The sequence below is a fragment of the Lacimicrobium alkaliphilum genome (assembly GCF_001466725.1).
GTDB classification, from domain to species: domain Bacteria; phylum Pseudomonadota; class Gammaproteobacteria; order Enterobacterales; family Alteromonadaceae; genus Lacimicrobium; species Lacimicrobium alkaliphilum_B.
On record NZ_CP013650.1, the window covers coordinates 1,694,628 to 1,721,452 of the forward strand.

Annotated in this window: 27 protein-coding genes and 1 other RNA gene; 17 read left to right on the plus strand and 11 right to left on the minus strand. The window is 50.4% G+C overall.

What is annotated here, in order from left to right:
* Positions 1–13: 13 nt before the first annotated feature.
* The 3 genes from AT746_RS07730 to AT746_RS07740 all read left to right on the plus strand — a co-directional run bounded on the left by AT746_RS07730 (position 14) and on the right by AT746_RS07740 (position 1,803).
* Entirely contained in the window at positions 14–712 is a 699-nt protein-coding gene (locus AT746_RS07730; protein WP_062478678.1) for a tellurite resistance TerB family protein, read from the plus strand.
* Complete coding sequence (locus tag AT746_RS07735) at positions 712–1,170, plus strand: DUF6265 family protein (protein ID WP_062478680.1); 459 nt, start codon at positions 712–714, stop codon at positions 1,168–1,170. Before AT746_RS07730 ends, AT746_RS07735 begins: the two co-directional genes overlap by 1 nt.
* A 90-nt stretch (positions 1,171–1,260) precedes the next feature.
* Positions 1,261–1,803, plus strand: a complete 543-nt coding sequence (locus AT746_RS07740) for a DUF6942 family protein (protein WP_062478683.1) — start codon at positions 1,261–1,263, stop codon at positions 1,801–1,803.
* Here the strand turns inward: AT746_RS07740 and AT746_RS07745 are convergent.
* The 7 genes from AT746_RS07745 to smpB all read right to left on the minus strand — a co-directional run bounded on the left by AT746_RS07745 (position 1,747) and on the right by smpB (position 6,645).
* Positions 1,747–2,754 (minus strand): hypothetical protein, encoded by a 1,008-nt coding sequence (locus AT746_RS07745; RefSeq protein ID WP_062478686.1) that lies wholly within the window; start codon positions 2,752–2,754, stop codon positions 1,747–1,749. The genes AT746_RS07740 and AT746_RS07745 overlap by 57 nt on opposite strands.
* 275 nt (positions 2,755–3,029) lie before the next feature.
* Positions 3,030–3,416, minus strand: a complete 387-nt coding sequence (locus tag AT746_RS07750; RefSeq protein WP_231731045.1) for a hypothetical protein — start codon at positions 3,414–3,416, stop codon at positions 3,030–3,032.
* A gap of 129 nt (positions 3,417–3,545) precedes the next feature.
* The gene (locus AT746_RS07755; RefSeq protein WP_062478689.1) at positions 3,546–4,772 is read right to left on the minus strand and encodes a threonine/serine ThrE exporter family protein; all 1,227 of its coding nucleotides are present in this window, start codon (positions 4,770–4,772) and stop codon (positions 3,546–3,548) included.
* 131 nt (positions 4,773–4,903) lie between these two features.
* Positions 4,904–5,272 carry a helix-turn-helix domain-containing protein gene (locus AT746_RS07760; RefSeq protein ID WP_062478692.1) on the minus strand — a complete coding sequence of 123 codons (369 nt, stop codon included), beginning with the start codon at positions 5,270–5,272 and terminating at the stop codon, positions 4,904–4,906.
* Between the two features lie 41 nt (positions 5,273–5,313).
* Positions 5,314–5,616, minus strand: coding sequence for a type II toxin-antitoxin system HigB family toxin (locus AT746_RS07765; protein WP_062478696.1), 303 nt, complete (start codon positions 5,614–5,616; stop codon positions 5,314–5,316).
* Positions 5,617–5,737: 121 nt separating this feature from the next.
* Positions 5,738–6,098: a transfer-messenger RNA gene (gene ssrA / locus AT746_RS07770) on the minus strand.
* A 67-nt stretch (positions 6,099–6,165) separates the two neighbouring features.
* Positions 6,166–6,645, minus strand: a complete 480-nt coding sequence (smpB, locus tag AT746_RS07775; protein ID WP_062478700.1) for an SsrA-binding protein SmpB — start codon at positions 6,643–6,645, stop codon at positions 6,166–6,168.
* A gap of 183 nt (positions 6,646–6,828) precedes the next feature.
* Between smpB and AT746_RS07780 the strand changes: the two genes are divergently transcribed.
* Positions 6,829–7,266, plus strand: coding sequence for a type II toxin-antitoxin system RatA family toxin (locus AT746_RS07780; protein ID WP_062478705.1), 438 nt, complete (start codon positions 6,829–6,831; stop codon positions 7,264–7,266).
* Positions 7,256–7,615, plus strand: coding sequence for an RnfH family protein (locus tag AT746_RS07785; protein WP_062478708.1), 360 nt, complete (start codon positions 7,256–7,258; stop codon positions 7,613–7,615). The genes AT746_RS07780 and AT746_RS07785 overlap by 11 nt, the downstream gene beginning before the upstream one ends.
* A gap of 45 nt (positions 7,616–7,660) precedes the next feature.
* Here the strand turns inward: AT746_RS07785 and AT746_RS07790 are convergent, their stop codons facing one another.
* From AT746_RS07790 to nadK, 3 genes are all read right to left on the minus strand, one after another.
* Positions 7,661–8,020, minus strand: coding sequence for an outer membrane protein assembly factor BamE (locus AT746_RS07790; RefSeq protein ID WP_062484078.1), 360 nt, complete (start codon positions 8,018–8,020; stop codon positions 7,661–7,663).
* A 133-nt stretch (positions 8,021–8,153) separates the two neighbouring features.
* Complete coding sequence (recN, locus tag AT746_RS07795) at positions 8,154–9,809, minus strand: DNA repair protein RecN (RefSeq protein WP_062478713.1); 1,656 nt, start codon at positions 9,807–9,809, stop codon at positions 8,154–8,156.
* 126 nt (positions 9,810–9,935) lie between these two features.
* Positions 9,936–10,817, minus strand: coding sequence for an NAD(+) kinase (nadK, locus tag AT746_RS07800; RefSeq protein WP_062484080.1), 882 nt, complete (start codon positions 10,815–10,817; stop codon positions 9,936–9,938).
* 179 nt (positions 10,818–10,996) lie between these two features.
* On the opposite strand from nadK, the gene grpE reads away from it, so the two are divergent.
* From grpE to dnaJ, 3 genes are all read left to right on the plus strand, one after another.
* The gene (gene grpE / locus AT746_RS07805; RefSeq protein ID WP_062478716.1) at positions 10,997–11,611 is read left to right on the plus strand and encodes a nucleotide exchange factor GrpE; all 615 of its coding nucleotides are present in this window, start codon (positions 10,997–10,999) and stop codon (positions 11,609–11,611) included.
* A 278-nt stretch (positions 11,612–11,889) separates the two neighbouring features.
* Positions 11,890–13,830 (plus strand): molecular chaperone DnaK, encoded by a 1,941-nt coding sequence (dnaK, locus tag AT746_RS07810; RefSeq protein WP_062478719.1) that lies wholly within the window; start codon positions 11,890–11,892, stop codon positions 13,828–13,830.
* Positions 13,831–13,926: 96 nt separating this feature from the next.
* Positions 13,927–15,060, plus strand: coding sequence for a molecular chaperone DnaJ (dnaJ, locus tag AT746_RS07815; RefSeq protein WP_062478723.1), 1,134 nt, complete (start codon positions 13,927–13,929; stop codon positions 15,058–15,060).
* 116 nt (positions 15,061–15,176) lie between these two features.
* Here dnaJ and AT746_RS19780 read toward each other — a convergent pair whose 3' ends face one another.
* Positions 15,177–15,317 (minus strand): hypothetical protein, encoded by a 141-nt coding sequence (locus tag AT746_RS19780; protein WP_156413649.1) that lies wholly within the window; start codon positions 15,315–15,317, stop codon positions 15,177–15,179.
* 97 nt (positions 15,318–15,414) lie between these two features.
* Between AT746_RS19780 and AT746_RS07820 the strand changes: the two genes are divergently transcribed.
* The 9 genes from AT746_RS07820 to greA all read left to right on the plus strand — a co-directional run bounded on the left by AT746_RS07820 (position 15,415) and on the right by greA (position 25,979).
* Positions 15,415–16,329, plus strand: coding sequence for a LysR substrate-binding domain-containing protein (locus AT746_RS07820; RefSeq protein ID WP_062478726.1), 915 nt, complete (start codon positions 15,415–15,417; stop codon positions 16,327–16,329).
* Positions 16,330–16,655: 326 nt separating this feature from the next.
* Positions 16,656–17,285: a methyltransferase domain-containing protein gene (locus AT746_RS19615; protein WP_082633191.1), complete on the plus strand. Its 630-nt coding sequence runs from the start codon at positions 16,656–16,658 to the stop codon at positions 17,283–17,285.
* The gene (locus AT746_RS07835) at positions 17,282–18,379 is read left to right on the plus strand and encodes a sugar-transfer associated ATP-grasp domain-containing protein (protein WP_197414345.1); all 1,098 of its coding nucleotides are present in this window, start codon (positions 17,282–17,284) and stop codon (positions 18,377–18,379) included. Before AT746_RS19615 ends, AT746_RS07835 begins: the two co-directional genes overlap by 4 nt.
* A gap of 78 nt (positions 18,380–18,457) precedes the next feature.
* A complete protein-coding gene (locus AT746_RS07840; RefSeq protein WP_197414346.1) occupies positions 18,458–19,204 on the plus strand; it encodes a prolyl oligopeptidase family serine peptidase in 747 nt (248 codons plus the stop codon).
* A gap of 6 nt (positions 19,205–19,210) precedes the next feature.
* Positions 19,211–19,927, plus strand: coding sequence for a substrate-binding periplasmic protein (locus AT746_RS07845; RefSeq protein WP_062478743.1), 717 nt, complete (start codon positions 19,211–19,213; stop codon positions 19,925–19,927).
* Positions 19,928–20,049: 122 nt separating this feature from the next.
* Positions 20,050–20,850, plus strand: a complete 801-nt coding sequence (gene dapB / locus AT746_RS07850) for a 4-hydroxy-tetrahydrodipicolinate reductase (RefSeq protein ID WP_062478746.1) — start codon at positions 20,050–20,052, stop codon at positions 20,848–20,850.
* Positions 20,851–21,139: 289 nt separating this feature from the next.
* The gene (gene carA, locus AT746_RS07855; RefSeq protein ID WP_062478749.1) at positions 21,140–22,270 is read left to right on the plus strand and encodes a glutamine-hydrolyzing carbamoyl-phosphate synthase small subunit; all 1,131 of its coding nucleotides are present in this window, start codon (positions 21,140–21,142) and stop codon (positions 22,268–22,270) included.
* Positions 22,271–22,281: 11 nt separating this feature from the next.
* The gene (carB, locus tag AT746_RS07860) at positions 22,282–25,503 is read left to right on the plus strand and encodes a carbamoyl-phosphate synthase large subunit (RefSeq protein WP_062478752.1); all 3,222 of its coding nucleotides are present in this window, start codon (positions 22,282–22,284) and stop codon (positions 25,501–25,503) included.
* Positions 25,503–25,979, plus strand: coding sequence for a transcription elongation factor GreA (greA, locus tag AT746_RS07865; protein ID WP_062478756.1), 477 nt, complete (start codon positions 25,503–25,505; stop codon positions 25,977–25,979). Before carB ends, greA begins: the two co-directional genes overlap by 1 nt.
* Positions 25,980–26,825: the final 846 nt, after the last annotated feature.

Consider the following 26,825-nt stretch of genomic DNA (forward strand, 5'->3'; position numbering starts at 1 on the left):
TACAGAGGTGCTTATGAATACCAGAGGGTTACTCGATCAGTTAATGAAATCCGGTGATCAGTTGCTGGGGCAGGTGAAAAATCAAAAAAACGCTGCCAGCGGCAAAGGGCAGGGAGGCGGCTTATCGGACCTGATGTCCGGTTTTGGTGGCGGTGCGGTAACCGGTGGTGCTTTAGGGCTGCTGTTAGGTAGCAAAAAAGGGCGTAAGCTTGGCGGCAAGGTACTGACCTATGGCGGCCTGGCTGCACTGGGCGTAGTGGCTTACAAGGCTTATTCAAGCTATCAGAAAAAACAGAATATGGCCGCAGCCGAGCCGCAAACCATTGACCGGTTGCCCGATGCCCAGGCCGAACAACATGCTCTGGCCATTTTGCGGGCATTAATCGGTGCTGCTAAATCAGATGGACATATCGATGAACGGGAGCGGCAACTGATTAATGAAGAAATGGCCAAACTGGACAATCAGCAGGACACCCGCCAGTGGTTGCAGCAGGAACTGGCTAAACCCCTCGACCCGGCTGAGGTGGCTGGTGCTGCCAGTACCCCGGAGGTCGCTGCCGAGATGTATCTGGCCAGTTTGCTGGTTGTGGATGAACAGAATTATATGGAGCGCTCTTACCTGCAGGAACTGGCACGGCAAATGCGACTGGATCCGGCGCTGCAACAGGAACTGGATGCTCAGGCCAGCCAGGCGCTTAATCGGGCCGGGTGATGAAAACAACCTTTTTCTTACCCGGTTTACTGATACTCACGCTGTCAGTAAGCTCGAAAGCACAAACCCTTGAAGACCTGAACTGGATGTCGGGCTACTGGGTTTCTTCTGAGGGCGGAGCCACGCTTGAAGAACTCTGGATGCCTGCTTCAGGCGGTATGATGGTGGGGCTTAACCGAAGTGTTTATGCCAATGGCCGCTCCGCTTTCGAGTACCTGCGGATTGCAGAATCTGATTCATCCATTGTTTACCTGGCCAGCCCCGGAGGATCAGTTCCTGTGCCCTTTATACTTAAAGAAGTAACCGATTCTAAAGCAGTGTTTGAAAACCTTGAGCACGATTTTCCTCAAAGGATAATTTATTCTGTGTCTGGCGACCAGTTAACGGCCCGGATAGAAGATGAAAGCGGCGCAAAAGGGCAGCAATGGATCTGGAGAAAAGCCAATTTTAAACCCTGATGTTATGTTGAAACTCTATGGCCCTGCGCCATTTGGATGGTTATTTGCCGTCACCATAAAGGTATGGCCCTGTCTGCGATGGCAAAGCTAATGGCGCATTATGGTATTAACGGGCTGGGTGACCACAACGCCAGATTCAGGGTATATATTGGCAATCGCCCCGATCATGAATTCGGTAAAGCTGGAATTGTTGCTCTTACTCAGGAGGATATTCTGCGGATTGGTCAGCACTGTGGCAACGGCTGGCGTAAAGTGTTTAATGTTTATGCCAAGTTAGCTTTTACCCTGCCGCCGTCTTTCGGATTCAAACGGAACTTCAGAAGCTGGCAGCAATATCGGGATAACAGTTTACTGCAACAGGGCAGTAACACGGCACTGTTATTTACACCGCCTGATCTTACTAACCGTCCTGATTGCGTGCATATTGTTATGGGCCGCACTTATGCCAAATCCCTGGACCTGGGGGAGGGGCTCCGATGGATTAACCCGGAGTTTGCCGTCGACCATACAAAGCGACTGATCGTCTGTCCGTATTTTGATTACCGGCAACTTTCCAATATCAAAATTCTGTTTTTATCAGATTTGATAGAGCGTACTTTCTTTGAGTTGTTCATACAGCGCTCCATTGGCTGATAACAACGCTTTGCGCTTTTCGTTTTCTACGGTGTTACGTTGCGCCTCTTCTAACAGGGCTTCTTTTTGCTTTTCAAGCATGCTGATCAGTTGCTTCTTCTGTTCACTGCTCAAACTGTCATCATTGCTGACAGCCTGAATACGCTCTTCAATTTCATTGAGCTTTTCGCGATCAATCCCCATTCTGGCGTCAATCAGCAGTTGAATAATATCCTTGTGCGTACTGTCAGTGACGGCAGTGCTCTGCCTGGCCTGATCCTGATTCGTCGTCTGGCCAGCACGATTGCTGTCACTTGCAGCAGCCTGGTTTGAGGTGGCTGGAATCGCATTAAGCTGATCTTCGAAACGGTCATAAAGCGTTTTAAGCTCCCGATTTTGCTCAGTCCAGCCTTCTCGGCTGACCCGAAACTCAAGATTACCGCGTAACAGACCGAAAAACTGTGCGACACCTTGTTGGCCCCACTGCTGCTCTGGTGGCAGTACCGGTTTCTGAGGCATGCCCTCAATCTGAATCCCGTAGATGGCAAGGTGCATATGAAATCCCTGTAATCCCTTTTCCATCTCACTCATGCCCTCGGTGGCTTTATCCCATGCGATTTTGACGTGTTCGGGCGCATTCACCGGTGGGAAAATAATTGAGCGGGCCAGGCCTACCTCGACAATGCCATCATTGTTCAGATCAACCTTATCTGAATGATCTGGCTGGCTTAGCAGGTTGGCCGCTCCTTCTTCTGACAGCCCGCGAGGATTAATCGGATCAGCCAGTGAATTGGCTTTTTGCAGCAGCGCCAGTTGCTCGGGGGACATTGCCAGAAGACGCTGTTTAGCGCTGCCTGATTCACTTCTGGCTTGCTCCAGCAATGCACCAAACTGCTGAATTTCATCCTGACTAAGCTGGCGTCGGTTCAACAATGTGATAGATCTGTCGCTGAACTGAATACTGTCGATCATGCTGCTTTCCTTTTGTATCGGGTCGTTGGCTTGCCGAGATGAGGAGTAACAGGCGGCAATAATTTGCCCGGGTGTCAGGGCACATTTTCGGAGAAGACAGGTGAACTGTGTTGTGTCCGGGCTTAACGGCAGTCGCCACTGCTTTGCTGTTGTCTCTTCGCCTTATTCAATTAATCAGGTAAGCAAATATCAAACCAAAAGCAGTGCTGGAGCGAGTTAGCCCCTGAAGTAATCACAGACTCTGTATGAGCTGAATTATCACGGCGTGCTGGCCGTCAGTTATTACCGCCAAGCATCTCTCGTAGTTTTTTCTCGGCAAGTTCAGCCGGGGTCAGGGGGGCATCTTCTTTATTCCGTTCTTGTTCAGGCGGGGCATCACCAAACAGGGCCGCCAGTTCCGCTTTGGCGCGTTGGGATTTATCCTGATAACCCCCTTTGTAAGCATCAGTGGCAGGCTTAAAGTAATCGCAAAAGTTGGCTTTTTCGGTATCGGATTGTGACTCGGCGCGGTCTTCATCACAGCCTCTGTGGCCGAAATGTTCGCACATTTTGCACACATGCTGATCAGCCTGACATTGTGCACAGACTTCCCGCCGGGACATGGGCAGAATCAGATCTGCCAACGTTTCGCCGCAGTGCCAGCACTGATATTGTTGTGACATGATGACTCTCCCGGAGCATAAACTGAACGGCAGTATCCAATGATGCTACGCCACAAACTCTTGCTGCACAAATCAGGAGTGAGAAACCAGCCAGCTTGTTTTCAACCTGAAATAACGGTGCGCTGATTTTTATAACGCCTTTTTTGTCGGCATGACTGCATTGGCAAAAATTAATCCTGCAACCAGCGACATAAAAATCAGAAAGGTTTCCTGACCCACATGCTCAGCTTTGACAAAATCCTGCCCTTCGACAAAGGAATTCAGACCTATATAAGTTTTGGAGCCGGGCACCAGTACGATCAGGCCCTGCATGATCACTATGCTGGCCGGGGCATTGGCAAATCGGGTAAACAGATTTGAATAAACACCTACCGCGAAGGCACCGGCAAAGGTGGCCAGCCCAAAGGCCAGATAGGGAGCGCTGAGGATACTGGTACCATAGGCAATAAAGCCCGATAACAAGGCCCAGGGAGCATGCCTGATGCGAATTCTGAACAGCACCACCAATGCCGTGCAAAGCAGCATAATGGCAAACCAGGCTGTCCATCTTGGCAAGGGTTCAGGTGCAATAAATTCACTCTGACCAAACAGTCCAAAGCCTAAGGAAATCCCCAGAAACGCCCCGAAATAGAGCTTAAACAGCATCATCAGGGCATCCATCACCCGCGCTGTACCCGAAACCAGGTGCCGGGCAGACAACTCGGCCAGTCCAAGAGCCAGCGCCAGACCCGGAATAAACACAATAATCGACGACAACACCACCAGGCGGATATTAATACTGGCATCCACATAATTGCTGATGGCACAGGCCAGCAGCCCGGATACCAGCGCTACCACAGGCTCCAGCATATGGGTGACCCGTTTGGACTTTGCCGCCCACAGCACCCACAGGTACACCACCAGGCCAATAGCGGCCGACCAGAGCACATCGTTCCAGCTTGAACCCAACAACATGGCAAAGGCGCCGGTGGAGAGGCAAAATGCGGTACCGGTGATCAGCTTGCCATAAGGGTTAGGCAGGGCATTGATTTCATCCAGCAGCCGGTCTGCTTCACTCAGGCTTAGTTTGCCTTCCAGTAACTGAGTGACCAGCTCATCGGTACGGGCCAGAGAGCCAAGATCCAGGTCGCCGGGCTGAACCCGTGCGGCATGGGTGTATTCGTCCTCGTGCTTATCGCTCCAGATCACAAAAGTCATGGAAGTGGGGGTGGAGATAAAAGAGGCATGCACACCCAGATAGGTGGCCACTTCTGTCAGATGGGCTTCCTGACGAAACGCAGGGGTGCCGTACTTGTGTAGCATCTTGCCAAGTTTGACGATAAATTTACGGATCTGTACGAATTCTGCCTTATCCACCTTGAGATCTCTTTTGTTTGCTGTGCCTATGTCTGAGCGAATCGGCGCGGATTCTAGTGCCAATGCCCACTATGAACAACGACTATTTTTTATCCCTTTTGGATTAGATAATTTATTTTTACGAGAAAAAATCAAAGATGTGTCTGAGGTGGTTTGATCAGTGATTCAGCAGGAATACCCAGGCCTTGATGAAGTCTCCAGATCATTTTTAAGGTCAGTGAACGCTTATGATTCAGGATCTCATAAACGCGATTGCTTTTGCCGATCATTGGCTCAAGATCTTTTACGGTTAGGCCTTTGCGTTCCATTTCGAATTTTATGGCCTCAACAGGATCCGGCAATTCCATAGGAAAATGCCTCGCTTCATAAGCCTCGATCAATGTGACCATGACATCAAGCTTTTCACCTTCCGGCGTATCCGTTTTGGCCATCATCAGGCCCTCAATCTCTTTTAATGCCGCCTGATAGTCGGCATCAGTTCTAATTGGTTTAATGTTCATAATTAACGCTCTCCAACCCCTGTTAACTGCGAGGTGCCAGGCTAAATCGTTTGGGCATCAATTTTATCGTACTGCACATGAGTGCCAATAAAACGGATGTATACGACTCGATAGGCGTAGTTGCTCCAAACGACCAGTTGGTACTTATTGCCTGCGATATTGAAAACCACACGCCCATCTTTGAGGATACTGGCATTTCTGAAGTCCTGTTTCACATCAGCCGGTGTACCCCAGTCAGCAGCCAGTGCATGACGATACCAGGCCAGTGTCGGCTCTTTAGCATCCAGACAGTCAGGATTATTTTCCCAGAATGCTTTCAGTGTGGACAAGGCTATTATTCTCATAAAACGAGAATAGTCCCAAAATGGGACGTTTGTCAATGTGAATCAGCTAAGCAACAAACAGGCAGGTGGTATAAAGCGGCCAATAAAAAACCCCATGCCTTGCGGCACAGGGTTTGTTATTTGGTGGAGCTGGGGGGACTTGAACCCCCGTCCAGAAAGCGTCTACCGTTGGTACTACATGCTTATTTTGTCTTTTATTTAACTATTTCGAACTCCGACAAACAGGATTTCTCATAGCGGTCCTGATTCTATTTCGCGGTTCAACCCCAGGCGGGTTTCCCTCGCTAGTTCATGTTGATGACCTTCCGAACCTCTACCCATGAACGAAGTTTGAGTGGAAGGGCTCACGGCCGGTTATTAAGCGGCGAGAGCGTAGTTTTCGTCGTTTGCGACTACTTTAAATGCGGCTTTTTAAAGAGGCCAACCGCTCCTCTGCATGCACCTCGGGCGTCCAGAATCCTGTCGAATCCAAAATCAGCCCCGAAATCTTTCACACAACGACTATGTGAGGCTACAGTGTACCATATTCAAGGCCCTGAGAATAAAAATTTAGGCGCTGTGCTTCATAATTCGTTCTTTCTGGCGTTCCCAGTCACGGTTTTTCACCGTATCCCGCTTGTCCTGGTTGTGTTTACCCTTGGCAAGGTAGATTTCTACCTTTACCCAGCACTTCTTCCAGTACATGGCGGTAGCGACTATCGAATAGCCCTGACGTTCACGGGCACCGATCAGGCGATTGATTTCCCGTTGTTTTAACAGCAGTTTACGGGATCGGTCAGGATCGCACACCACATGGCTGGAGGCTTCCTTCAGCGGCTGAATACTGCAGCCCAGTAAAAAAGCTTCGCCATTGTGGATAATCACATAACTGTCGGAGAGGTTGACCTTACCGGCACGGATGCTTTTGACTTCCCAGCCCTGTAGTGACAGACCTGCTTCGAACTTATCTTCGAGGAAATACTCGTGGCGGGCTTTTTTATTCAGCGCAATGGTGCTGCTTTGTTTGGATTTGTTCGTCTTTTTGTTCATCGGCGGTATTATACTCAAGTTGCCTTAAAGCACCAGTATCCTCAGCGGTAAAAGCTGTAGCGGGCCTGCATCTTGAAGCAAATTAGGGTTATACTGCAACGAATTTTTTATTAGCGGCTGGCAGGCCTGTCGTTATATCCGTGTTGCTCCTTTTTTTGGGTGGAGCGTAGTAAGGGAGTTTTGATGGCGAATGTGAATCGTAGTGCACTGGTTAGCTACAGTGCTGAGTCCATGTTTGATCTGGTCAACGATGTTGATGCCTATCCGCAGTTTCTGCCCGGTTGCGCCGAGACAAGGGTGCATGAAGCCGATGAAAACCATATGAAAGCCTCGATCCTGATCAGTAAAGGCGGTTTGCGCCAGTGGTTCACCACCCAAAACCAGCTTAAGCGCGGTGAATATATTCGTATGGAACTGATTGAGGGTCCTTTCAGCCATTTAACCGGCGGCTGGCGCTTTACGCCCTTGTCTGAGGATGCCTGTAAAATCGAACTGGATCTGCAGTTTGAATTTGCCAGTCGTCTGGCTCAGGCGGCATTTGGAAAAATCTTCAGCAGCGTTGCCAGTAATATGGTGGCGGCCTTTACCCAGCGGGCCAGGGAGGTTTACGGTGACAGATAAACAGATTCGCCTGGAAGTGACCTATGCCTTACCGGATCAGCAGGCGTTGCTGGAGGTGGTGGTAGAGCAGGGGGCTACGGTTGAGCAGGCGATTAAGGCCTCGGGGATACTGCGTCGTTTTCCGCAGATCGATCTGCAAAACAGTAAAGTCGGTATCTGGTACAAAAGCTGTAAACTCGATGATCAGCCCAAAGAAGGGGATCGAATCGCCATCTACCGGCCACTGATCGCCGATCCCAAGGAAGTCAGACGGCGCAGGGCGGAGAAAGCCAAACAGGAAGGCCGCGCTGACAAAGTCACCGGCGGCCGGGTGAATCCCTTAAAACGAAAAGAGCAGGGGGCAGAGTAGTCCCGGGCTGATTTGTGGCCAGCCCGATATTCTTTATGCTGGGTATTATTCTGGTTGCGGATCCAGTGGGGTATTAAAACTCTCTGGCTGGTCAAAATCACCCTGCATGGTGGTCAGCGCACCCTCTTCAAACTCCAGAATCAGCTCTTTACGCACATCTTCACCGCTCATACCGCGTTTCATGGTGTAAACGTAATACCATTTGTCTTCATTGAAGGCATCTTCCACCACGGGTTTGCCGAGTATAAAAGCCACCTGTTCCTTGCTCATTTGTACCCGCAGTTTATCGATATCATCCTGATCCAGATAGTTACCCTGGGGAATATCAATACGGTAAATCCAGCTCTGACAGGCTTGCAGGCTGAAGATAAGGACGAGGCTGATTAAGAGTTTTTTATAGGTCATAGTAATTCGGTCTTCACTGAGTGGCTGCATCCTAACTTTTTGCCGGGAAACTGTCTACGCCAGATCGCCGGGATAAAACATAAAGCCCCGACAGATTTATTTTTCATACAGCCGGGGCGCCGTTTAAGAGCGCTTAACCTGCGAGAAGTTCCCTGGCATTGGCCAGAGCAGTTGGGGTGAGCTTATCGCCGGTTAACAAACGGGCCAGCTCTTCCACTCTTTGTTCCTGCTCCAGTGCCTGCATATGGGTCTCTGTGGTACTGCCGTCACTGAATTTAGTCACCAGCATCTGATTGTGAGCACTGGCTGCCACCTGCGGCAGATGGGTCACACAAAGCACCTGGGCCTTTTCACCGAGCTTACGCAGCAACTGGCCGACAACAGAAGCGGTAGGGCCGCTGATGCCGGAATCGACTTCATCAAATATCAGGGTGGGCACCTGGTGGCTGGTGATCACCTGTACCGCCAGGCCAATACGGGATAATTCACCCCCGGAGGCCACTTTTTCCAGCACCTCTGGTGGCTGCCCCGGGTTAGTGGCAACCAGTAAGTGAATTTGATCCAGTCCGTGGCGGCTGATGGTGGCACTGGGGTCGAATTCCACTTCCACCTCGACACAGGCCTGGGCCATGTTCATTTTACGGATACGCTGTTCAATCTCAGCGGCCAGTTTATTACCGGCCTGTTGTCTGGACTGGCTCAGTGCCTGTGCCTGCTGAACATAATCCTGTCTGAGTACGTCGAGCTTGTCAGCCAGCTGTTCAAGGCGGTCATCATCCTGCTGTAATTGCTGGTATTCCTGCAATAACTGCTGATGGTGCTGATACAGATTTTCCGGCACCACCTGATGCTTACGGGCCAGTTCCATAGCCTTGGAAAAGCGCTCTTCTACCTGTTGCATCCGCAGTGGATCGATTTCCAGCCCTTCCACATAGTCGCGCAGTTGCACGGCCGCTTCGTCTATCTGAATACTGGCCTCAGAAAGCAGCTCGATAATAGGTACCAGGCTGGCATCCTGCTCCTGCAACTCAGACAACCTGTCTACCGCATGCTGAATCAGAGACAGGGCATTGATTTCATCGTCATCGTATAGCTGGTGAAAACTCAGTTGTGACTGCTCAAGCAAACTCTGGCTGTGGCTGAGGCGTTTGTGCTCTTTCTCCAGGCTGGCAAACTCTTCTTCCTCGATGGCAAAGTCATTGAGTTCCTGTACCTGATATTCAAGTAGCTGACGGCGTGCTTCGCGATGCTCCCGGTTTTGCAGCAAGGCCTGATAGTCCTGCTTACTTTTTTGCAACTGTTCAAAGGCCTGTCGGACCTTTTCCTGCAGCGGTTGATGAGCGGCAAAATCATCCACAATGCGGCGCTGATTATCAGCCTTGAGCAGTTGCTGATGGGCATGCTGACCATGAATGCTGATCAACAGGTTACCCAGCACCTTAAGTTGTTGCAGTGAGGCGGGGATACCGTTGATGTAGGCTTTAGAGCGCCCTTCGGCGGAGATCACGCGGCGGATGATACATTCCTCGGTGTCCATGTCCTGTTCACTGAGCCAGCGCCTGGCCGAAGGTAAATCATCCAGAGTGAAGCTGGCCGTGATCTCGGCTTTTTTTGCGCCTTTTCGGACCATTGACGCTTCGGCTCTGTCGCCTAAACACAGCCCGAGGGCATCAATGGCTATAGATTTACCGGCGCCGGTCTCGCCGGTAACGGCTGTCATGCCCTGTGCGAACTCAATGTCGAGAGACTGAACGATAGCAAAATGTCGAATAGAAAGTTGTACCAGCATCCTGAACCCCTGTTTACCTATACAGTTAACTGTAACTATATACAGTTAAATATTCCTGTCCAGCATCTGATTAAAATTTTTCCTCACCCCGAACACCTGACTCCTCGCACCTCACCCCTCTCCTCACTAATACAGTTTGCTGCCCCAGCCAAGCTTGGCACGCAGCACGCTGAAATAGTTATAACTTTTAGGGTGGATAAGGCGCAGGGTATAGGGATTTTTGCGGATCCGGATCTCATCGCCAGGCAGCACGCTCAATACCACATGGCCATCACAACTTACCTGCAGGGTTTCGGTGTTGTCCTGAGAGATCACCAGTCGTATTTCACTGTTGGCATCCAGCACAATGGGCCGGCTGCTGAGGGTATGGGGAAACATTGGCACCAGGGTCAGGGCATCAAGGTTAGGCATCAGTATAGGGCCGCCGCCAGAGAGGGAATAGGCAGTGGAGCCGGTAGGCGTGGCGATAATCAGGCCGTCAGAGCGTTGGCTGAAGACAAACTGTTCATCCACATGCACCTCAAACTCCATCATATGGGCTACTTCGCTGTGGTGCACAACGGCCTCGTTAACCGCCGCATTACTGCTTTTAAGCTGATCATGGCGATACACTTCCACTTCCAGCAAAAAACGTTGTTCGGTGACGTAGTTCCCGGCAAAAATATCGTCTAACTGGGTTTCAATATTATCCGGATGGATATCGGTTAAAAATCCCAGATTGCCCCGGTTAACGCCCACCACGCCCACATTAAAACGGGACAACACCCTGGCAGCACCCAGCATATTACCGTCACCGCCCACCACTATGGCCAGATCGGCCTGTTTGCCAATACTGACCAAATCCATGACCTCGGCACCATCCTGATCCAGCTCCAATGCCACCCGCTGTTCCACTAATACCCTGAACTGGTGGCTGGTGAGATAGTCGTATATCGCCCTCAGGCTTTCATTGGCTCCCTGATGATTGGGTTTACCGATCAAGCCTATGGTTTTAAAGCGCTCTTGCATGGCAATGGCCTGTTTCCGGTTGGAAAACAATTTGTCTTTTATCCTAATGCCAAAGAGGGTAACTGTCGCGGCAAATAATGCAATAGTCAGCAAGTCGTAAAAAAAACCTTGAATCGTCGCAAACCAACCCCATTTACTGCTGCAACCTGAATTACAGACTTAGTTAGACGGAGAGCCGAATGAGCAACGAGCAGCAGCCACAACAAGACGAGCAGCAGCCGGAAACTGAAATCAAGCAGGACAACCCGGCAGAGCAGGCTGCAGAGGAAGAGCAGAAGCTCAGTCCTGAGCAGCAGCGAATTGCAGAGCTGGAACAGGCGCTGGAGAACGCAGAAAACACCATCAGGGATCAGAAAGATTCTGTGCTCAGGGCCAGAGCGGATATGGAAAATGCCCGTAAACGGGCAGAAGCCGAAATCGATAAGGCCAGAAAGTTTGCGCTGGAGCGTTTTGCCGGTGAGCTGCTGACAGTAGTGGATAATCTGGAGCGCGCGCTGCAGGTGGCCGATGCCAGCAATGAGGCGGTGAAACCTTTAATTGAAGGGGTGGAGCTGACGCACAAGTCATTTATCTCCACCATCGAGAAATTCGGTATCCAGGTGATTGACCCGCAGGGTGAGAGCTTTAATCCGGACCTGCATCAGGCGATGTCGATGCAGGAAAGCGCCGAGGTGGAGCCGAATTCTGTTATCGCTGTCATGCAAAAAGGCTATCAGCTTAACGGCCGTTTGTTACGTCCGGCCATGGTGATGGTATCCCGCGCCCCCGAAGGTGGTGTGGATACCGAAGCATAAACCTGAATTCGGCAGTTGACACACGGACGATAGCACATCTCCTTGATTCGGCTGGCTATATGAAAAAATGCCTCATCACCAATAAGGTGACCACGGATTTTTTCATTACGCCATCCAAATCAGATAGATGCACTCTCGTCTCGCACGCAACTGCAGAATCCAGGTTAAACAATAGACACAAATTTACTGGGGATTTTTTTGCCCTTGTTATTGAAAACAAGCACTGGCATCCCCACAAAAGTAGCAACTGGTATTAACGAATATTTTGGAGTGGACTAATGGGCAGAATCATTGGTATTGACTTAGGTACAACGAACTCATGTGTTGCCGTTCTTGACGGTGACAAACCTCGTGTTATTGAAAATGCAGAAGGGGATCGTACCACCCCCTCAATTATTGCTTTCACCAAAGACGGTGAAACGCTTGTCGGCCAGCCTGCCAAACGTCAGGCGGTAACGAATCCAAAAAACACCCTGTTTGCCATCAAGCGTTTGATTGGCCGTCGCTGGGAAGATAAAGAAGTGCAGCGTGATATCGATATCATGCCCTTCGGTATTATCAAAGCAGATAACGGTGATGCCTGGATTGAAGTGAACGACAAGAAGATGGCGCCGCCGCAGGTTTCTGCCGAAGTGCTGAAAAAGATGAAAAAGACCGCAGAGGATTACCTCGGTGAAGAAGTGACGGCTGCGGTGATTACCGTACCGGCCTACTTTAACGATTCTCAGCGTCAGGCCACAAAAGATGCCGGACGTATCGCCGGTCTGGAAGTAAAACGTATCATCAACGAACCCACAGCCGCTGCCCTTGCTTATGGCATGGACAAGAAAAAAGGCGACAACGTGGTTGCCGTTTATGACCTCGGTGGTGGTACCTTTGATATTTCCATTATCGAAATTGATGAAGTGGAAGGCGAGCACACCTTCGAAGTACTTGCCACCAACGGTGACACCCACTTAGGTGGTGAAGACTTTGATAACCGTCTGATCACCTATCTGGTCGATGAGTTCAAGAAAGATCAGGGTATGGATCTGCGTAAAGATCCGCTTGCCATGCAGCGACTCAAAGAAGCGGCAGAAAAAGCCAAGATTGAACTGTCTTCTGCACAGCAGACAGAAGTCAATCTGCCTTATATTACCGCTGACGCGTCAGGTCCTAAACACCTGACGATCAAAGTGACCCGTGCCAAGCTCGAATCACTGGTTGAAGATATGGTGAAAGAGTCCTTAGGGCCGGTTAAGCAGGCTCTGGCCGATGCAGACCTGTCTGTGTCAGACATTAACGACATCATCATGGTTGGCGGCCAGACCCGTATGCCACTGGTGCAAAAATATGTAACGGAATTCTTTGGCAAAGAGCCGCGCAGAGATGTTAACCCCGATGAAGCCGTAGCAGTAGGTGCGGCGATTCAGGGGGGGGTACTGGCCGGTGATGTCAAAGACGTACTCTTGCTCGACGTTACGCCACTGTCTCTGGGTATTGAAACCATGGGCGGTGTAATGACCAAGCTGATTGAGAAAAACACCACTATTCCGACCAAGAAGTCGCAGGTGTTCTCAACAGCAGAAGACAACCAGTCTGCGGTTACTGTGCATGTTATGCAGGGTGAACGTAAACAGGCTGCCGGTAACAAGTCACTGGGGCAATTCAACCTTGAGGGTATCCGCCCGGCGATGCGTGGTGCACCACAGATTGAAGTGACCTTCGATCTTGATGCTGACGGCATCCTGCATGTGTCGGCTAAGGATAAAGACACCGGCAAAGAGCAGAAGATCACTATCCAGGCTTCAAGCGGTCTGTCTGAAGATGAAGTGAATCAAATGGTACAGGACGCCGAAGCGAACGCCGAAGCGGATAAGAAGTTTGAGGAACTGGTGCAGGCCCGTAACCAGGCTGACGGACTGGTACATTCCACCCGTAAGCAGGTTGAAGAGGCCGGCGATGCGCTGAGTGAGGAAGATAAGACTCAGATCGAAACCGCTGTCTCAGCACTGGAAGCGGCAATCAAGAGCGACGACAAGTCTGAGATTGAAGCCAAGACTCAGGAGCTGATCCAGGCCTCTGCCAAACTGATGGAAGTTGCTCAGGCCAAGGCCGCAGCGGAGGGAGCTGAAGGTGCAGCAGGCGGTGATGCCCAGTCATCTTCAGCCAAGGCGGATGACGATGTGGTGGACGCCGAGTTTGAAGAAGTGAAAGACGACGATAAAAAGTCCTCTTAAGTGATCGATGCGGTCACATTGTGATTGCCGATAACGTCGGGCGCAGAGGATAACTCCTTTTGCGCCCGAGTTTGTATTCGGAGGCGAGCAAGCAATATGTCGAAGCGAGACTATTACGAAGCGTTAGGGGTATCCAGAGATGCCTCGGAGCGTGATATTAAAAAGGCCTATAAACGCCTGGCGATGAAATATCACCCTGACCGTAATCAGGGCGATAAGGCATTAGAGGAAAAGTTTAAGGAAGCACAGGAGGCATATGAGGTCTTAACCGATCCCCAGAAACGTGCAGCCTATGATCAATATGGTCACGCCGGTGTCGATCCTAATCGTGGCGGCGGTCATGGCGCGGGTCATGCCGATTTTGGTGATATTTTCGGTGATGTGTTTGGCGATATCTTTGGTGGTGGCCGCCGCCAGCAATCGCGGGCCCGTCAGGGCGCAGATCTGCGCTATAACCTCGAGCTTTCTCTGGAAGAAGCCGTTCGCGGCAAGAATGTAGAGATCCGTATTCCTACTCTGGTGGGCTGTGATGAGTGCGACGGTTCAGGGGCTAAGAAAGGCTCCAGCCCCACCACTTGCCCTACCTGTCATGGTCAGGGCCAGGTACAGATGCGGCAGGGATTCTTTGCCGTACAACAGACCTGTCCTACCTGTTCCGGGCGCGGCAAAATTATTTCTGACCCCTGTCGTAAGTGTCATGGCCAGGGTCGGGTAGAGAAAAGTAAAACCCTGTCGGTGAAAGTGCCGGCCGGTGTCGATACCGGTGACAGGATTCGTTTATCCGGTGAAGGCGAAGCGGGAGAACTGGGCGGCCCTGCCGGTGATCTTTATGTGCAGGTGCATATCAAAGAGCACCCGATTTTTGTCCGTGATGGCAATAACCTCTATTGTGAGGTGCCTATCAGCTTTACCCGTGCGGCCCTCGGTGGTGAGGTGCATGTACCGACTCTTGAAGGTAAGGTCAAACTGAAAATCTCCCCGGAAACCCAGACCGGACGTATGTTCCGTCTGCGTGGCAAGGGCGTGAAGTCGGTGCGTAACGGTGCCGTCGGCGATCTGATGTGTAAAGTTGTGGTGGAAACCCCGGTAAACCTCAACAGCAAACAGAAAGAGCTGCTTGAAGAGCTGGATAAATCCATGGGTACCGGCGATGAAGCCGCCAAATACCGGCCCAAGGAGAAGGGCTTTTTCGACGGAGTGAAAAAGTTTTTTGATGATCTGACCGGCTGAACGGGCCCCGCTGAATAAGTACTTAAAAAACCACAAAACGACTCTGTTTTGTGGTTTTTTTCTATCCGGGATTAAATAAATCCAGCCGTAAGCAGGCGCAATCAAGTTGAGCACTATTACTTGTACTTAACCATCTGCTCGGTTTTCAACGCCTTGCCGATACGCCTTAACCATAACTCAATTCTGCTTTCCTGCACCCTTGCATTCTTTGCCTTGCCTGAGCTATCTTGCTGTTTTAATTTGGATTGGCTGTTCATCTTCGTGCTGTCCTTTAAATTATCTGCGAACAAATAATGGCGCAGGAGTGAACAGAAAACGAACGATAAATAATTAACTTTAAAATAAGTAAAACTTATGGATAAGCGACTGAGACATATTGCATTACTGCGTTGTTTTGCGGCGGCGGCCAAACATCAGAGTTACAGCGTGGCTGCGCGGGAACTGGCTATCACTCAGGCGGCGGTGAGTCAGCAAATTCGCAGCCTGGAACAGCAGTTGATGGTCAAGCTCTTCGCCCGCAAAGGGCGGGCAATGGTATTGACCAGTCAGGGCAGAACCTTACAGGAGTATGTTTCCAGAGCGTTTTCTCTGCTATCTGAAGGGTTTGATCGGGTACAGGTCGAGCCTGAGGAGGGGATCCTGAATGTTACCACTGGTCTGTCTTTTGCGTCGATCTGGCTGGTGCCGAGGTTATGGAGGTTTGCGGCATTATATCCTTCGATCAACGTTAAAGTGTTTGTTTCTGTAGAACTGGAAGATGTGCGCCACTCAGGACTGGATGTTGCCATTCGTCAGGGGGATACCATTGACCCTTCAGTCTACAGTGAACTGTTATTTATCGATCCGGTATTCCCGGTCTGCTCCCCCAGTCTGATTGAAAAAAACAATATTCAGACGCCGGAGCAAATTGGTTGTTGTCAACTGGTTGAAGCCACAGGAAAGGGCCGGTTTAGTTGGAAAAACTGGTTTGATATTGCCGGCGTAAAAATGCACAGTAGTCAGATGAGCTGGCTGGAAGTGTCGACACTGGAGATGGGCATCAATGCCGTGATGGCCGGTCAGGGAGTGTGTCTGGCGTCATCTTGTCTGGTCTCGGATCTGATTAAGAACGGGTTATTGGCCAAACCTTTTAATATCAGTATTGAACCCGGGCAGCGTTTTACTTTGCTGTACGATCAGGACTCACCGCGCATCGCCAGGATTAAAGTGTTCAGCGAATGGTTGAAGCAGGAATTGAAGCGCGCCGGTATTGCTACACAGCAAGGTTAGCAGAGCCTGCAGGCTAAAGTATTCAAGTCTGCCCTGGCAGTAAAAAAACGATTTTGTTTAGTGATTTTTAATATCCGGGATGGTGCAAACGGAGCGGGGCCAGAACAGACAGTCACTAATTCTCTGCGACTTACGTAATAGTCAGCAGCGTCAACTCAAAATGAGAGGACAATGATGTGGGAGTAGTGATCGCCAATGTTTGATACCTATCAGGAGATATTCAACAATCGCGCCTGGAGTTATCATCAGGCCATGCAGTCAGTGCCTGATGCGCGTAGATTAGAGTTTGAAATTGCACTGGAATACCTGCAGCCTGAAACAGGGCAGTGGATAGTCGATATGCCCTCCGGGGGGGATACCTTAAACAGTATATCCATGATCCCTCAGTCAACTTACTCTTTGTTGAAACCACCCCCGAGTTTGCCCGGCATTGTCCTCAATCATCTCATTGCAGGCGTCTGATTGGAGGCTTTGACAGCCTGCCAGTCCAAAAAAACAGCGTAGAGCGCTTGCTATCACTGGCAGCATTACATCACGTAGAAGATAAATCCCGGTTCTTCAGGGAATGTCATCGGGTTTTGAGTTCGTGCGGACGTCTGGTGATTGGTGATGTGTATGCGGATACTGCGCAAGCCCGCTTTTTAAATGAATTTGTCGACGAGTTTAATTCCATGGGACATAAAGGGGACTTTCTGACAGCGGATATTGACTCGCAGATAGCAGACAATGGCTTTGACGTTTGCCGTCAACAGCAACACCCCTTTTGTTGGTTCTTTTCCTCGCAACAGCAGATGCTGGCGTATTGCCGCGATCTGTTTGGAATTGACCTGGCTGACGATAAGGTACTGATGCAGGGGATAGAGGAATATCTGACTCCTGAATGGCGGGGAGATTGCGTCACACTGCAGTGGAGTCTGCATTATATCTGTGCCAGACCACTGGAGTTGGGGGCGTGATACCGCTAAAGCATCTGATTCGTCGTTGTAAGAATAGTCTCAACCGCCTGTCTGATAAATGTCAGTCTGTCTCCGTTGCATCTCAGAGGGTAAAGCAACAAAACGGCATTAGTTACTCAAGACAGTATTCTGAGTTGCTGACGTTGTTTATGCTCAAACGGCTGGGCCCTCTGATGTATTACGAAGCCCAGCTTTGGCGGCCTGAATTGTCTTTTAAAGACAAGATGGGGTTTCTCAATTCACAGCAGTATCAACGGCGGCTTGCACAGCTCAACCCCGTTCCTTACCGGAAGCTGTCTCAGCATAAAGTCACGGAGAAGGCGCTGTTACAATTGGCCGGAATTCCCACCCCCGCTTTCGCAGGGTTTTTTCATCCGCAGAAAGGTTTCGCGCAACGGGGCGAGCCTTTGCGCTGCGCGACTGAACTCAGTGATATGTTGTCATTGTGTATTGGCAAAACATTGTGTTTCAAACCAACAGAAGGCTGGGGCGGAAGTGGTTTTGTGGCGGCACAGGTAAAGGCAGAAAATGAGCGTTTGTATCTTATACCCTTAGGGCAAAACGAAAAGCTTAGCGTGCCCGAATTTGTCAGCCGATATTTGCGGTCAGCACAAGGTATGCTGATTGAACATTACCTGGTACAGCACAGTGTCATGGCTGATTTTAATCCCGATAGTGTCAATACATTGCGGATCTGGGTAAAGCAGACTCATGGCGAAGCTCAGGTATTGGGAGTCATTCTGCGTATTGGTCGCCGACATGCTGTTGTGGATAATGCCAGTCAGGGCGGCTTTATTGCGCGGGTGAATATGATGACAGGGCAGTTGCAACGCGCCATGACGACCGAGCTTTTACCCGTTGAATTTGATACGCACCCGGATTCAGGCGTGCAACTGACAGGACGTCAATTGCCCTACTGGGATGAATGCCTGGCGTTAGCCAGAAAAACCCTTAGCGTCTTTCCTCATTCCCGGTTTGCAGGCCTGGATATGGCCATTAGTAAGACCGGGCCTGTTATTATTGAATTGAATCTGGAGCCGGACAAAGTGACTGCCCGAAATTTTGGGCTGCCGCTGAAGCAGCTTTTGAGTTAGTCTTTGCCGATGTTAAGTATTGATTAACGGGCAAATGCGATGGTGATAAAGTTCTGTTTTACACTCATATTAACCTTGATGATGTCATTCACAGCACAAGCGAATGCTTATAAAGCTCTTGTTTTCAGCCATCAGGGAGAGACTCTGCCCTACCGTATTCTCTATCCACTGAATTTTGATCCTGAACAATCCTATCCTTTAGTGCTGTTTCTGCACGGCGCAGGTGAAAGGGGGGATGATAATCTTGCTCAGCTTACCCATGGTGCCGAACTGTTTGCCCGGGAGGCAATCCAGCGAGAGTATCCGGCGATAGTGGTATTCCCGCAGGCCGCGGAGGAGGACTACTGGGCCAATGTCGATGTTAATAGTGAATCCAGTCCTTATAAATTGCGATTTGCGGACAAGGACGCGCAGCCCACCCAGGCCATGCAATTGCTGTTGGGATTGATGGATGAATTGAGCTCAGAGCCTTTTGTTGATCAACAACGAATTTATGTAGGTGGCTTATCCATGGGTGGCATGGGTACTTATGAAATACTTGCCAGGCGCCCAAAGATGTTTGCCGCAGCTATCGCTATTTGTGGTGGCGGTAATCTGAAAAACGCCGGTCATTATCGTCAGGGATTGCCACTCTGGGCTTTTCACGGCGAAGATGATGAGGTGGTTGATGCGGATTTATCAGAGCAAATGGTCGCGGCCATTAATCAGCATGGTGGTAATGCCAGGCTCACTTTGTATAAAGATACCGGCCATAATAGCTGGGACAAGGCTTTTTCAGAGCCGGACCTGTTTCCCTGGTTGTTTTCTCATCAACTCGACGATTAATTGCCGATGAGACTAATTGTATTTGTTATATTGCTGTTGGCGGGGAATGCTGTTGCCGGTGAGCCTCCCGTACCGGTTAAAGTCGGATTGCACTATTCGGCTCCCTGGGCTTATGCCGATGCCGATGGAAAGCTTCAGGGTATTGATTACGATATCGTCAGACATGTTTTCGAACAGCTCGGTGTTGAGGTGGAAATAGAGCTGTTTGCTTATGAGCGACTGATCCAGAAATTTCGTGACAAAGAACTGGATTATGTCAGCCCCATGGCCTTTGAAATCAAAGGAGCACACCAGACCCGGGATTACCTTGATATTCAGGATGTTGCAGTAACCAGGGCGGGAGATGGTATCGTACTGCAAAAGATGGCGGACCTGCGCGGCAAAGCGGTGGTGGCTTATCAAAAGGCCAGTGAGGTATTAGGGGCAGATTTTAAATCAGCACTTCAGGAAACTGCTTATATGGAGATGGCTGATCGGGAGCGCCAGCTGGATTTGCTGATAAACAGCAAGGTCGATGTGGTTGTCGGGGATCGCAGGGTGCTGGAGTATTTCAGTCATAAAAACTATGGTGAAGGTAAAATCACAGTACATAGTATATTCCCACCAACCAGTTATCCGGGGGCCTTCTGGGATGCGGAGCTGACCCATTCTTTTAACCGGGTGCTGCATAAGATGCGTGAAGCCGGGCAGTTGCAAAAATACCATTCCAGCTCCCGCCACTGAAAAGCCTTATAGCCGAACAGCAATCTTTTTTGTAAGGTTGTTACCCGCTGACATTAAGCCAGTATTAATCTGATTGATGTAAGACACACTCTATTTCATCAAAATAGCGACACGGGAAACACATGAAAACAGGTATTTTTGGTGCCAATGGCCGCATGGGCCGGGTATTGATTGAAGCAGTGACGCAGGAGCCTCAGGCAGAACTCAGCGCCGCCATAGTGCGCTCAGGTTCGGACTGGCTGGGGATGGATGTTGGTCAACTGGCCGGTATTGGCGACCAGGGTCTGGCGGTAACAGACCGGCCGGAACAACAAGCCGACGAACTGGATGTCATGATCGACTTTACCCTGCCTGATGCGTTAAAAACCAATCTGGACTGGTGTCTTGCTCACAATAAACCTGTGGTAATAGGTACAACGGGTCTGAACGATGAGCAAAAAGTGTTGCTTGAGCGAGCATCAGAGCAAATCCCCATTGTGTTTGCGGCTAATTATAGTGTGGGTGTTAACCTGTTGCTGAATCTGCTTAAACAGACAGCCAGGGTAATGGGGCAAAGCTGCGATATCGAGATCTGGGAGGCTCATCACCGGCATAAGCTGGACGCTCCCTCTGGTACCGCTGTGGCTATGGGTGAGGCCATTGCCGATGAACTGGGCCGGGATCTGGGCAAAGACGCTGTTTATGGGCGTAAAGGCCATACCGGTGAGCGGCCACATCAACAGATCGGTTTTGCTACCATCAGGGCCGGAGATATCGTCGGTGAGCACACCGCCATGTTCGCCGATATTGGTGAGCGCATTGAGCTCACTCACAAAGCCAGTAGTCGCCTGACCTTTGCCAAAGGCGCATTAAGGGCTGCCCTGTGGTTAAAAGACAAACCCGCAGGGCTTTACAGCATGCAGCAGGTGCTGGGGCTGGAATAGTAAAGCCCAGATAAGTGCATGTTATGGAGGTTTGGATTAATTTTTAATCTTAAAGCGCTATTTTTAGTTATTATCTATTTGATATTAGACCTCAGGGTCAATTTAAGGTAGACTATTACGAATTTGCCAAATTTTTGCATTTGACCGGAGTGTCCGGCTTGTATAGTCAGCAAAAACAAGTAGACGGGATGTAGCCAGCTTTCATTTTTGAAACTGATTACGCCCGTTTTTTTTGAGTTGCCAGTCTACCCCTGCGTTTAGCCGCGGGGGCAGCGAATAGGAGGTTGACTTGACTAAATCCGCCCTTTTGGTCCTTGAAGACGGTTCAGTTTTCAAAGGTACCGCCATCGGAGCTGAAGGTGTCGCAGTTGGGGAGGTGGTATTTAATACCGCCATGACAGGTTATCAGGAAATATTGACCGACCCTTCTTACACCGAACAGATCGTAACCCTCACTTATCCCCACATCGGCAATACCGGTACCAACGACGAAGACACTGAATCCCACAAGGTGATGGCCAAAGGCCTGGTGATCCGTGATTTACCGCTGATTGCCAGCAATTTCCGTAATCAGCTCTGTTTGTCTGACTATCTGAAGAAACACAATATTCTCGGAATTGCCGACATTGATACCCGGCGTCTGACGCGGATTCTGCGGACCAGCGGTGCGCAAAACGGCTGTATTGTGGCCGGTGATAATCTGGATGAGAGCAAAGCCCTTGACCAGGCGAAAGCTTTTCCTGGCCTCAAAGGCATGGATTTAGCTAAGGTGGTGTGTACTGACAAGCCCTACGAGTGGAACCATGGTAGCTGGCAACTGGGCAGTGGACATCAGGAAAACCGACAGGATCTGCCTTACCATGTGGTTGCTTACGATTTTGGTGCCAAGCGCAACATTCTGCGTATGTTGGTGGACCGTGGCTGCAAACTGACACTGGTACCGGCACAGACCAGTGCCGAAGACGTGCTGGCCATGAACCCTGATGGGGTCTTCTTATCTAACGGCCCGGGCGACCCCGAGCCCTGCACTTATGCCATTGAGGCGATTAAAGCCCTGTTGGAAAAGGACCTGCCTATTCTCGGTATTTGTCTGGGCCATCAACTTCTGGCCCTGGCCAGCGGTGCAAAAACCGAGAAAATGAAATTCGGTCATCATGGTGCTAACCATCCGGTAAAAGATATCGCCAATAACAGAGTGATGATCACCAGTCAGAATCATGGCTTTGCGGTGGACAAGGACAGCATGCCGGACAATCTCGACGTCACACATATTTCATTGTTTGATGATTCAATTCAGGGTATCCATCGCTCTGATAAACCGGCTTTCAGTTTTCAGGGGCACCCTGAGGCCAGTCCGGGCCCCCATGACGCCGCACCTTTGTTTGATCATTTCATCGAACTTATCCAAGCAAGCAAGTAACGGGGAAGAGCATGCCAAAACGTACAGATATAAAAAGTATTCTTATTATCGGCGCTGGTCCCATCGTTATCGGCCAGGCCTGTGAATTCGATTATTCCGGGGCTCAGGCGTGTAAAGCCCTGCGCGAAGAAGGCTACCGGGTGATCCTGGTCAATTCCAATCCGGCTACCATCATGACTGATCCGGAAATGGCCGATGCCACCTATATCGAGCCTATTCACTGGGAAGTGGTAAAGAAAATCATCGAAAAAGAGCGCCCCGATGCCATACTGCCGACCATGGGCGGGCAAACAGCTCTTAACTGTGCACTGGAACTGGATAAGTACGGCGTACTGGAAGAGTTTGGCGTGGAGATGATCGGCGCCACGGCTGATGCTATCGACAAAGCAGAAGACCGGGATCGTTTTGATCAGGCCATGAAAGCCATCGGTCTGGCGTGTCCCAGAGCGGAGATTGCCCAGAGTATGGAGCAGGCTCACGATGTACTCAGTCGCATTGGTTTCCCTTGTATTATCCGTCCCTCCTTTACCATGGGCGGCACCGGTGGCGGCATTGCTTATAACGTTGAAGAGTTTGAAGAAATTTGCCGGCGCGGGCTGGATTTATCGCCCACCAAAGAGCTGCTGATCGACGAATCCCTGATTGGCTGGAAAGAGTATGAAATGGAGGTGGTACGGGATAAAAACGATAACTGCATTATCGTCTGTACCATTGAGAATATCGACCCTATGGGCATTCACACCGGTGACTCTATTACTGTGGCACCGGCACAGACGCTGACCGATAAAGAATTCCAGATTATGCGTAATGCGGCACTGGCGGTATTGCGTGAAATCGGTGTGGAAACCGGCGGCTCAAATGTGCAGTTTGGTGTTGACCCTGAAACCGGGCGCCTGGTGATCATCGAGATGAACCCCAGGGTATCCCGTTCTTCGGCACTCGCATCCAAGGCAACCGGCTTCCCGATTGCTAAAGTAGCCGCCAAACTGGCGGTGGGTTATACCCTGGATGAGCTTTCTAATGAAATTACCGGCGGTCTGACGCCTGCTTCTTTTGAGCCGGCCATCGACTATGTAGTGACCAAAATACCCCGCTTTAACTTTGAGAAATTTGCCGGCTCTAATGATCGCTTAACCACACAGATGAAATCTGTGGGTGAGGTGATGGCCATCGGCCGTAATCAGCAGGAATCGTTGCAAAAAGCCATGCGTGGACTGGAACAGAATGTCTCTGGCTTTGATCCCGTGGTGGACTTATCTGACTCTGATGCCAGAACCAAAATTGTGCGTGAGCTGCGAGAGGCAGGAGCCGAACGCCTGTGGTATATCGCTGATGCCTTCCGCCTGGGGATGGGCGTCGATGAGGTGTTTGAACTGACCAATATCGATCCCTGGTTCCTGGTGCAGATTGAAGAACTGGTGCAGTTAGAAACTAAGGTCGAAAAACTGGGCTTAGCCGGTATCGATGCAACCCTGATGCGCACACTTAAGCGCAAAGGTTTCTCCGATACCAGACTGGCAGATATTCTGGGGGTGGCGGAAGCCGATGTGCGCGGTCAGCGTCACGAAATGGATATCAAACCAGTGTACAAAAGGGTGGATACCTGTGCCGCAGAATTTGCTACCAGCACCGCTTACATGTATTCCACCTATGACGAAGAGTGTGAAGCCGACCCCAGTGACCGCGATAAGATCATGGTGCTCGGCGGCGGGCCTAACCGCATAGGTCAGGGCATAGAATTTGACTATTGCTGCGTACATGCGGCGCTGGCCATGCGCGAAGACGGTTACGAAACCATTATGGTCAACTGTAACCCTGAGACCGTTTCCACCGATTATGATACCTCCGACAGGTTGTATTTTGAGCCTGTGACTTTAGAAGATGTACTGGAAATTGTCCGGGTTGAGCAACCTAAAGGGGTGATTGTGCAGTACGGTGGCCAGACGCCACTGAAACTGGCGCGGGCGCTGGAAGCCAATGGGGTGCCCATTATCGGTACCACTCCGGATGCTATCGACAGGGCAGAAGACAGAGAGCGCTTCCTGCAGATGGTACATAAGCTGGATCTGAAACAACCTGCCAATGCGACGGTCAGCAATATCGAGCAGGCTATTGAACAGGCCAAACGTATCGGCTTCCCGTTGGTGGTGCGCCCTTCTTATGTATTGGGTGGCCGGGCCATGGAAATTGTGTATGACATCAAGGATCTGAAGCGTTATCTCACTGAGGCGGTTAAGGTTTCCAACGAATCTCCGGTATTGCTGGACAGATTCCTCGATGATGCCATTGAAGTAGACGTGGATGCTGTCAGTGACGGTGAGACCGTGGTTATGGGCGGTATTATGGAGCACATTGAGCAGGCCGGAGTGCATTCCGGTGATTCGGCCTGTTCCTTGCCACCTTACTCACTGCCGCAGGAAATTCAGGATAAGATGCGCGATCAGGTTCGGGCCATGGCTCTGGAGCTTGGAGTGGTCGGCCTGATGAATACCCAGTTTGCGGTGAAAGACGGTGAAGTGTATCTGATTGAAGTCAACCCGCGCGCTGCACGAACCATTCCTTTTGTCTCTAAAGCTACCGGTGTGCCGCTGGCAAAAATTGCTGCCCGGGCCATGGCCGGTCAGAAACTGACCAAACAGGGCTTTACCAGCGAAGTGATACCTCCTTACTACTCGGTTAAAGAAGTGGTGATCCCCTTTGCTAAATTCCAGGGTGTGGATCCCTTGCTGGGCCCTGAGATGCGCAGTACCGGCGAGGTAATGGGAGTAGGAGAGAGCTTTGAGGAAGCCTACGCCAAGGCGAATCTTGGTGCTGGCGCGCCGTTGCCCAAGCAAGGCAAAGCGCTGTTGTCCGTGCGCGGGAACGACAAGCGCCGGGTCATAGAACTGGCCAAAGCCATGCTCGCCAAGGGCTTTAAGCTCGAGGCCACCAAAGGCACTGCGCTGGTGCTCAACGAAGCGGGTCTGGATTGCGCGGTAGTGAATAAACTTGCCGAAGGTCGCCCCAATATCGTCGATGCGATCAAAAATGGTGAGTACTGCTACATTATAAATACGACCGAAGGCAGACAGGCAATTAACGATTCTGTATATATCAGACGGGAAGCCCTGTTGAATAAAGTGGCGTACACCACCACTATGAATGCAGCCTTTGCAACCATGAATGCGCAGGAGGCCGACGATCGTGCCCGCGTTAATTCATTACAAGAACTACATGAGAGAGTGACTCGTTAATGCAATCAATCCCAATGACAGCCAAAGGCGCAGAGATGTTGCGCAAAGAGCTGAATGAACTTAAATCGGTAAAAAGGCCGCAAATTATTCAGGCTATCGCTGAAGCCAGAGAGCATGGCGATCTTAAGGAAAATGCCGAATACCATGCCGCTCGTGAGCAACAAGGCTTCTGCGAAGGAAGAATTCAGGATATCGAAGCCAAGCTGTCTAACGCACAGATTATCGATGTCACCAAACTGCCTAATACGGGCAAGATCATCTTTGGTACCACAGTGACATTGTTAAACGTGGATACAGAAGAAGAGACCACTTACCGGATAGTGGGTGATGACGAAGCGGATCTGAAACAGAATATGATTTCGGTTAATTCGCCTATTGCCAGAGGTATAATCGGTAAAGAGCTTGATGATGTTGTGCCGATTAACACCCCGGCGGGTGTGGTGGAATATGAAATTATTGATGTGAAGTACGTTTAACCTGCTTTAGGGTGATACTCCTTCTCTAAATGGCGCCTTCTGGCGCCATTTTTGTTCGTCTCATCCCTGAGACTCACCCGCTTCGCGGGCCAGCTGAAGCTGTCCTAAAACTCTCCCGGAGTTTTAGTGTTCGTCTGCGTCCATGTAGCTCACCCGCTTCGCGGGCCAGCTAAAGCTGTCCAATTTGGTTCCAGACCAAATAGTTTTTACTCGTGTAAAGCAAGGTAACCGAAAGAAAGTACGCCCCTAACGCCACATAAAGTCCGGTCATGGCGAAAGCCGGTCGCGGAGATTCACGTCCGAAGTTCAGTCTCCGCTTAATTTTCATCCCTGAAAATTATCCACCTTTTCCACATCACCCTGCCCGGACGTGGCGTTTTAAGGGGGAATTAAGAGGCGGCTTCGCCGCCTTAACCGCGAATATAGCGTCCCGTTGCAGAAGCGGGCTTACCGCACTGGCGAACAGGGACGTTCGCCAGAGGCCGCTACCCTTACATGGATGTTACCTAAGGCCGGTGCGATAAGTAAGCCTGCTTAGAAAACGGGATCAGAAGCTGTCCTGAGCGAGGGACTTTTCGGTTACCTTTGTGTCCTTACAAAGGTAACTGGCTCGAAGGGACGAGAGACATAAAAGACAGGGAGGTCGATGTCTCGTTTAAGTCAACTTTCAATAGTTAGATATCTTTAACTGACATGCATAACGCCTTCTGGCGCCATTTTTGTTCGTCTCATCCCTGAGACTCACCCGCTTCGCGGGCCAGCTGAAGCTGTCCTAAAACTCTCCCGGAGTTTTAGTGTTCGTCTGCGTCCATGTAGCTCACCCGCTTTGCGGGTCAGCTAAAGCTG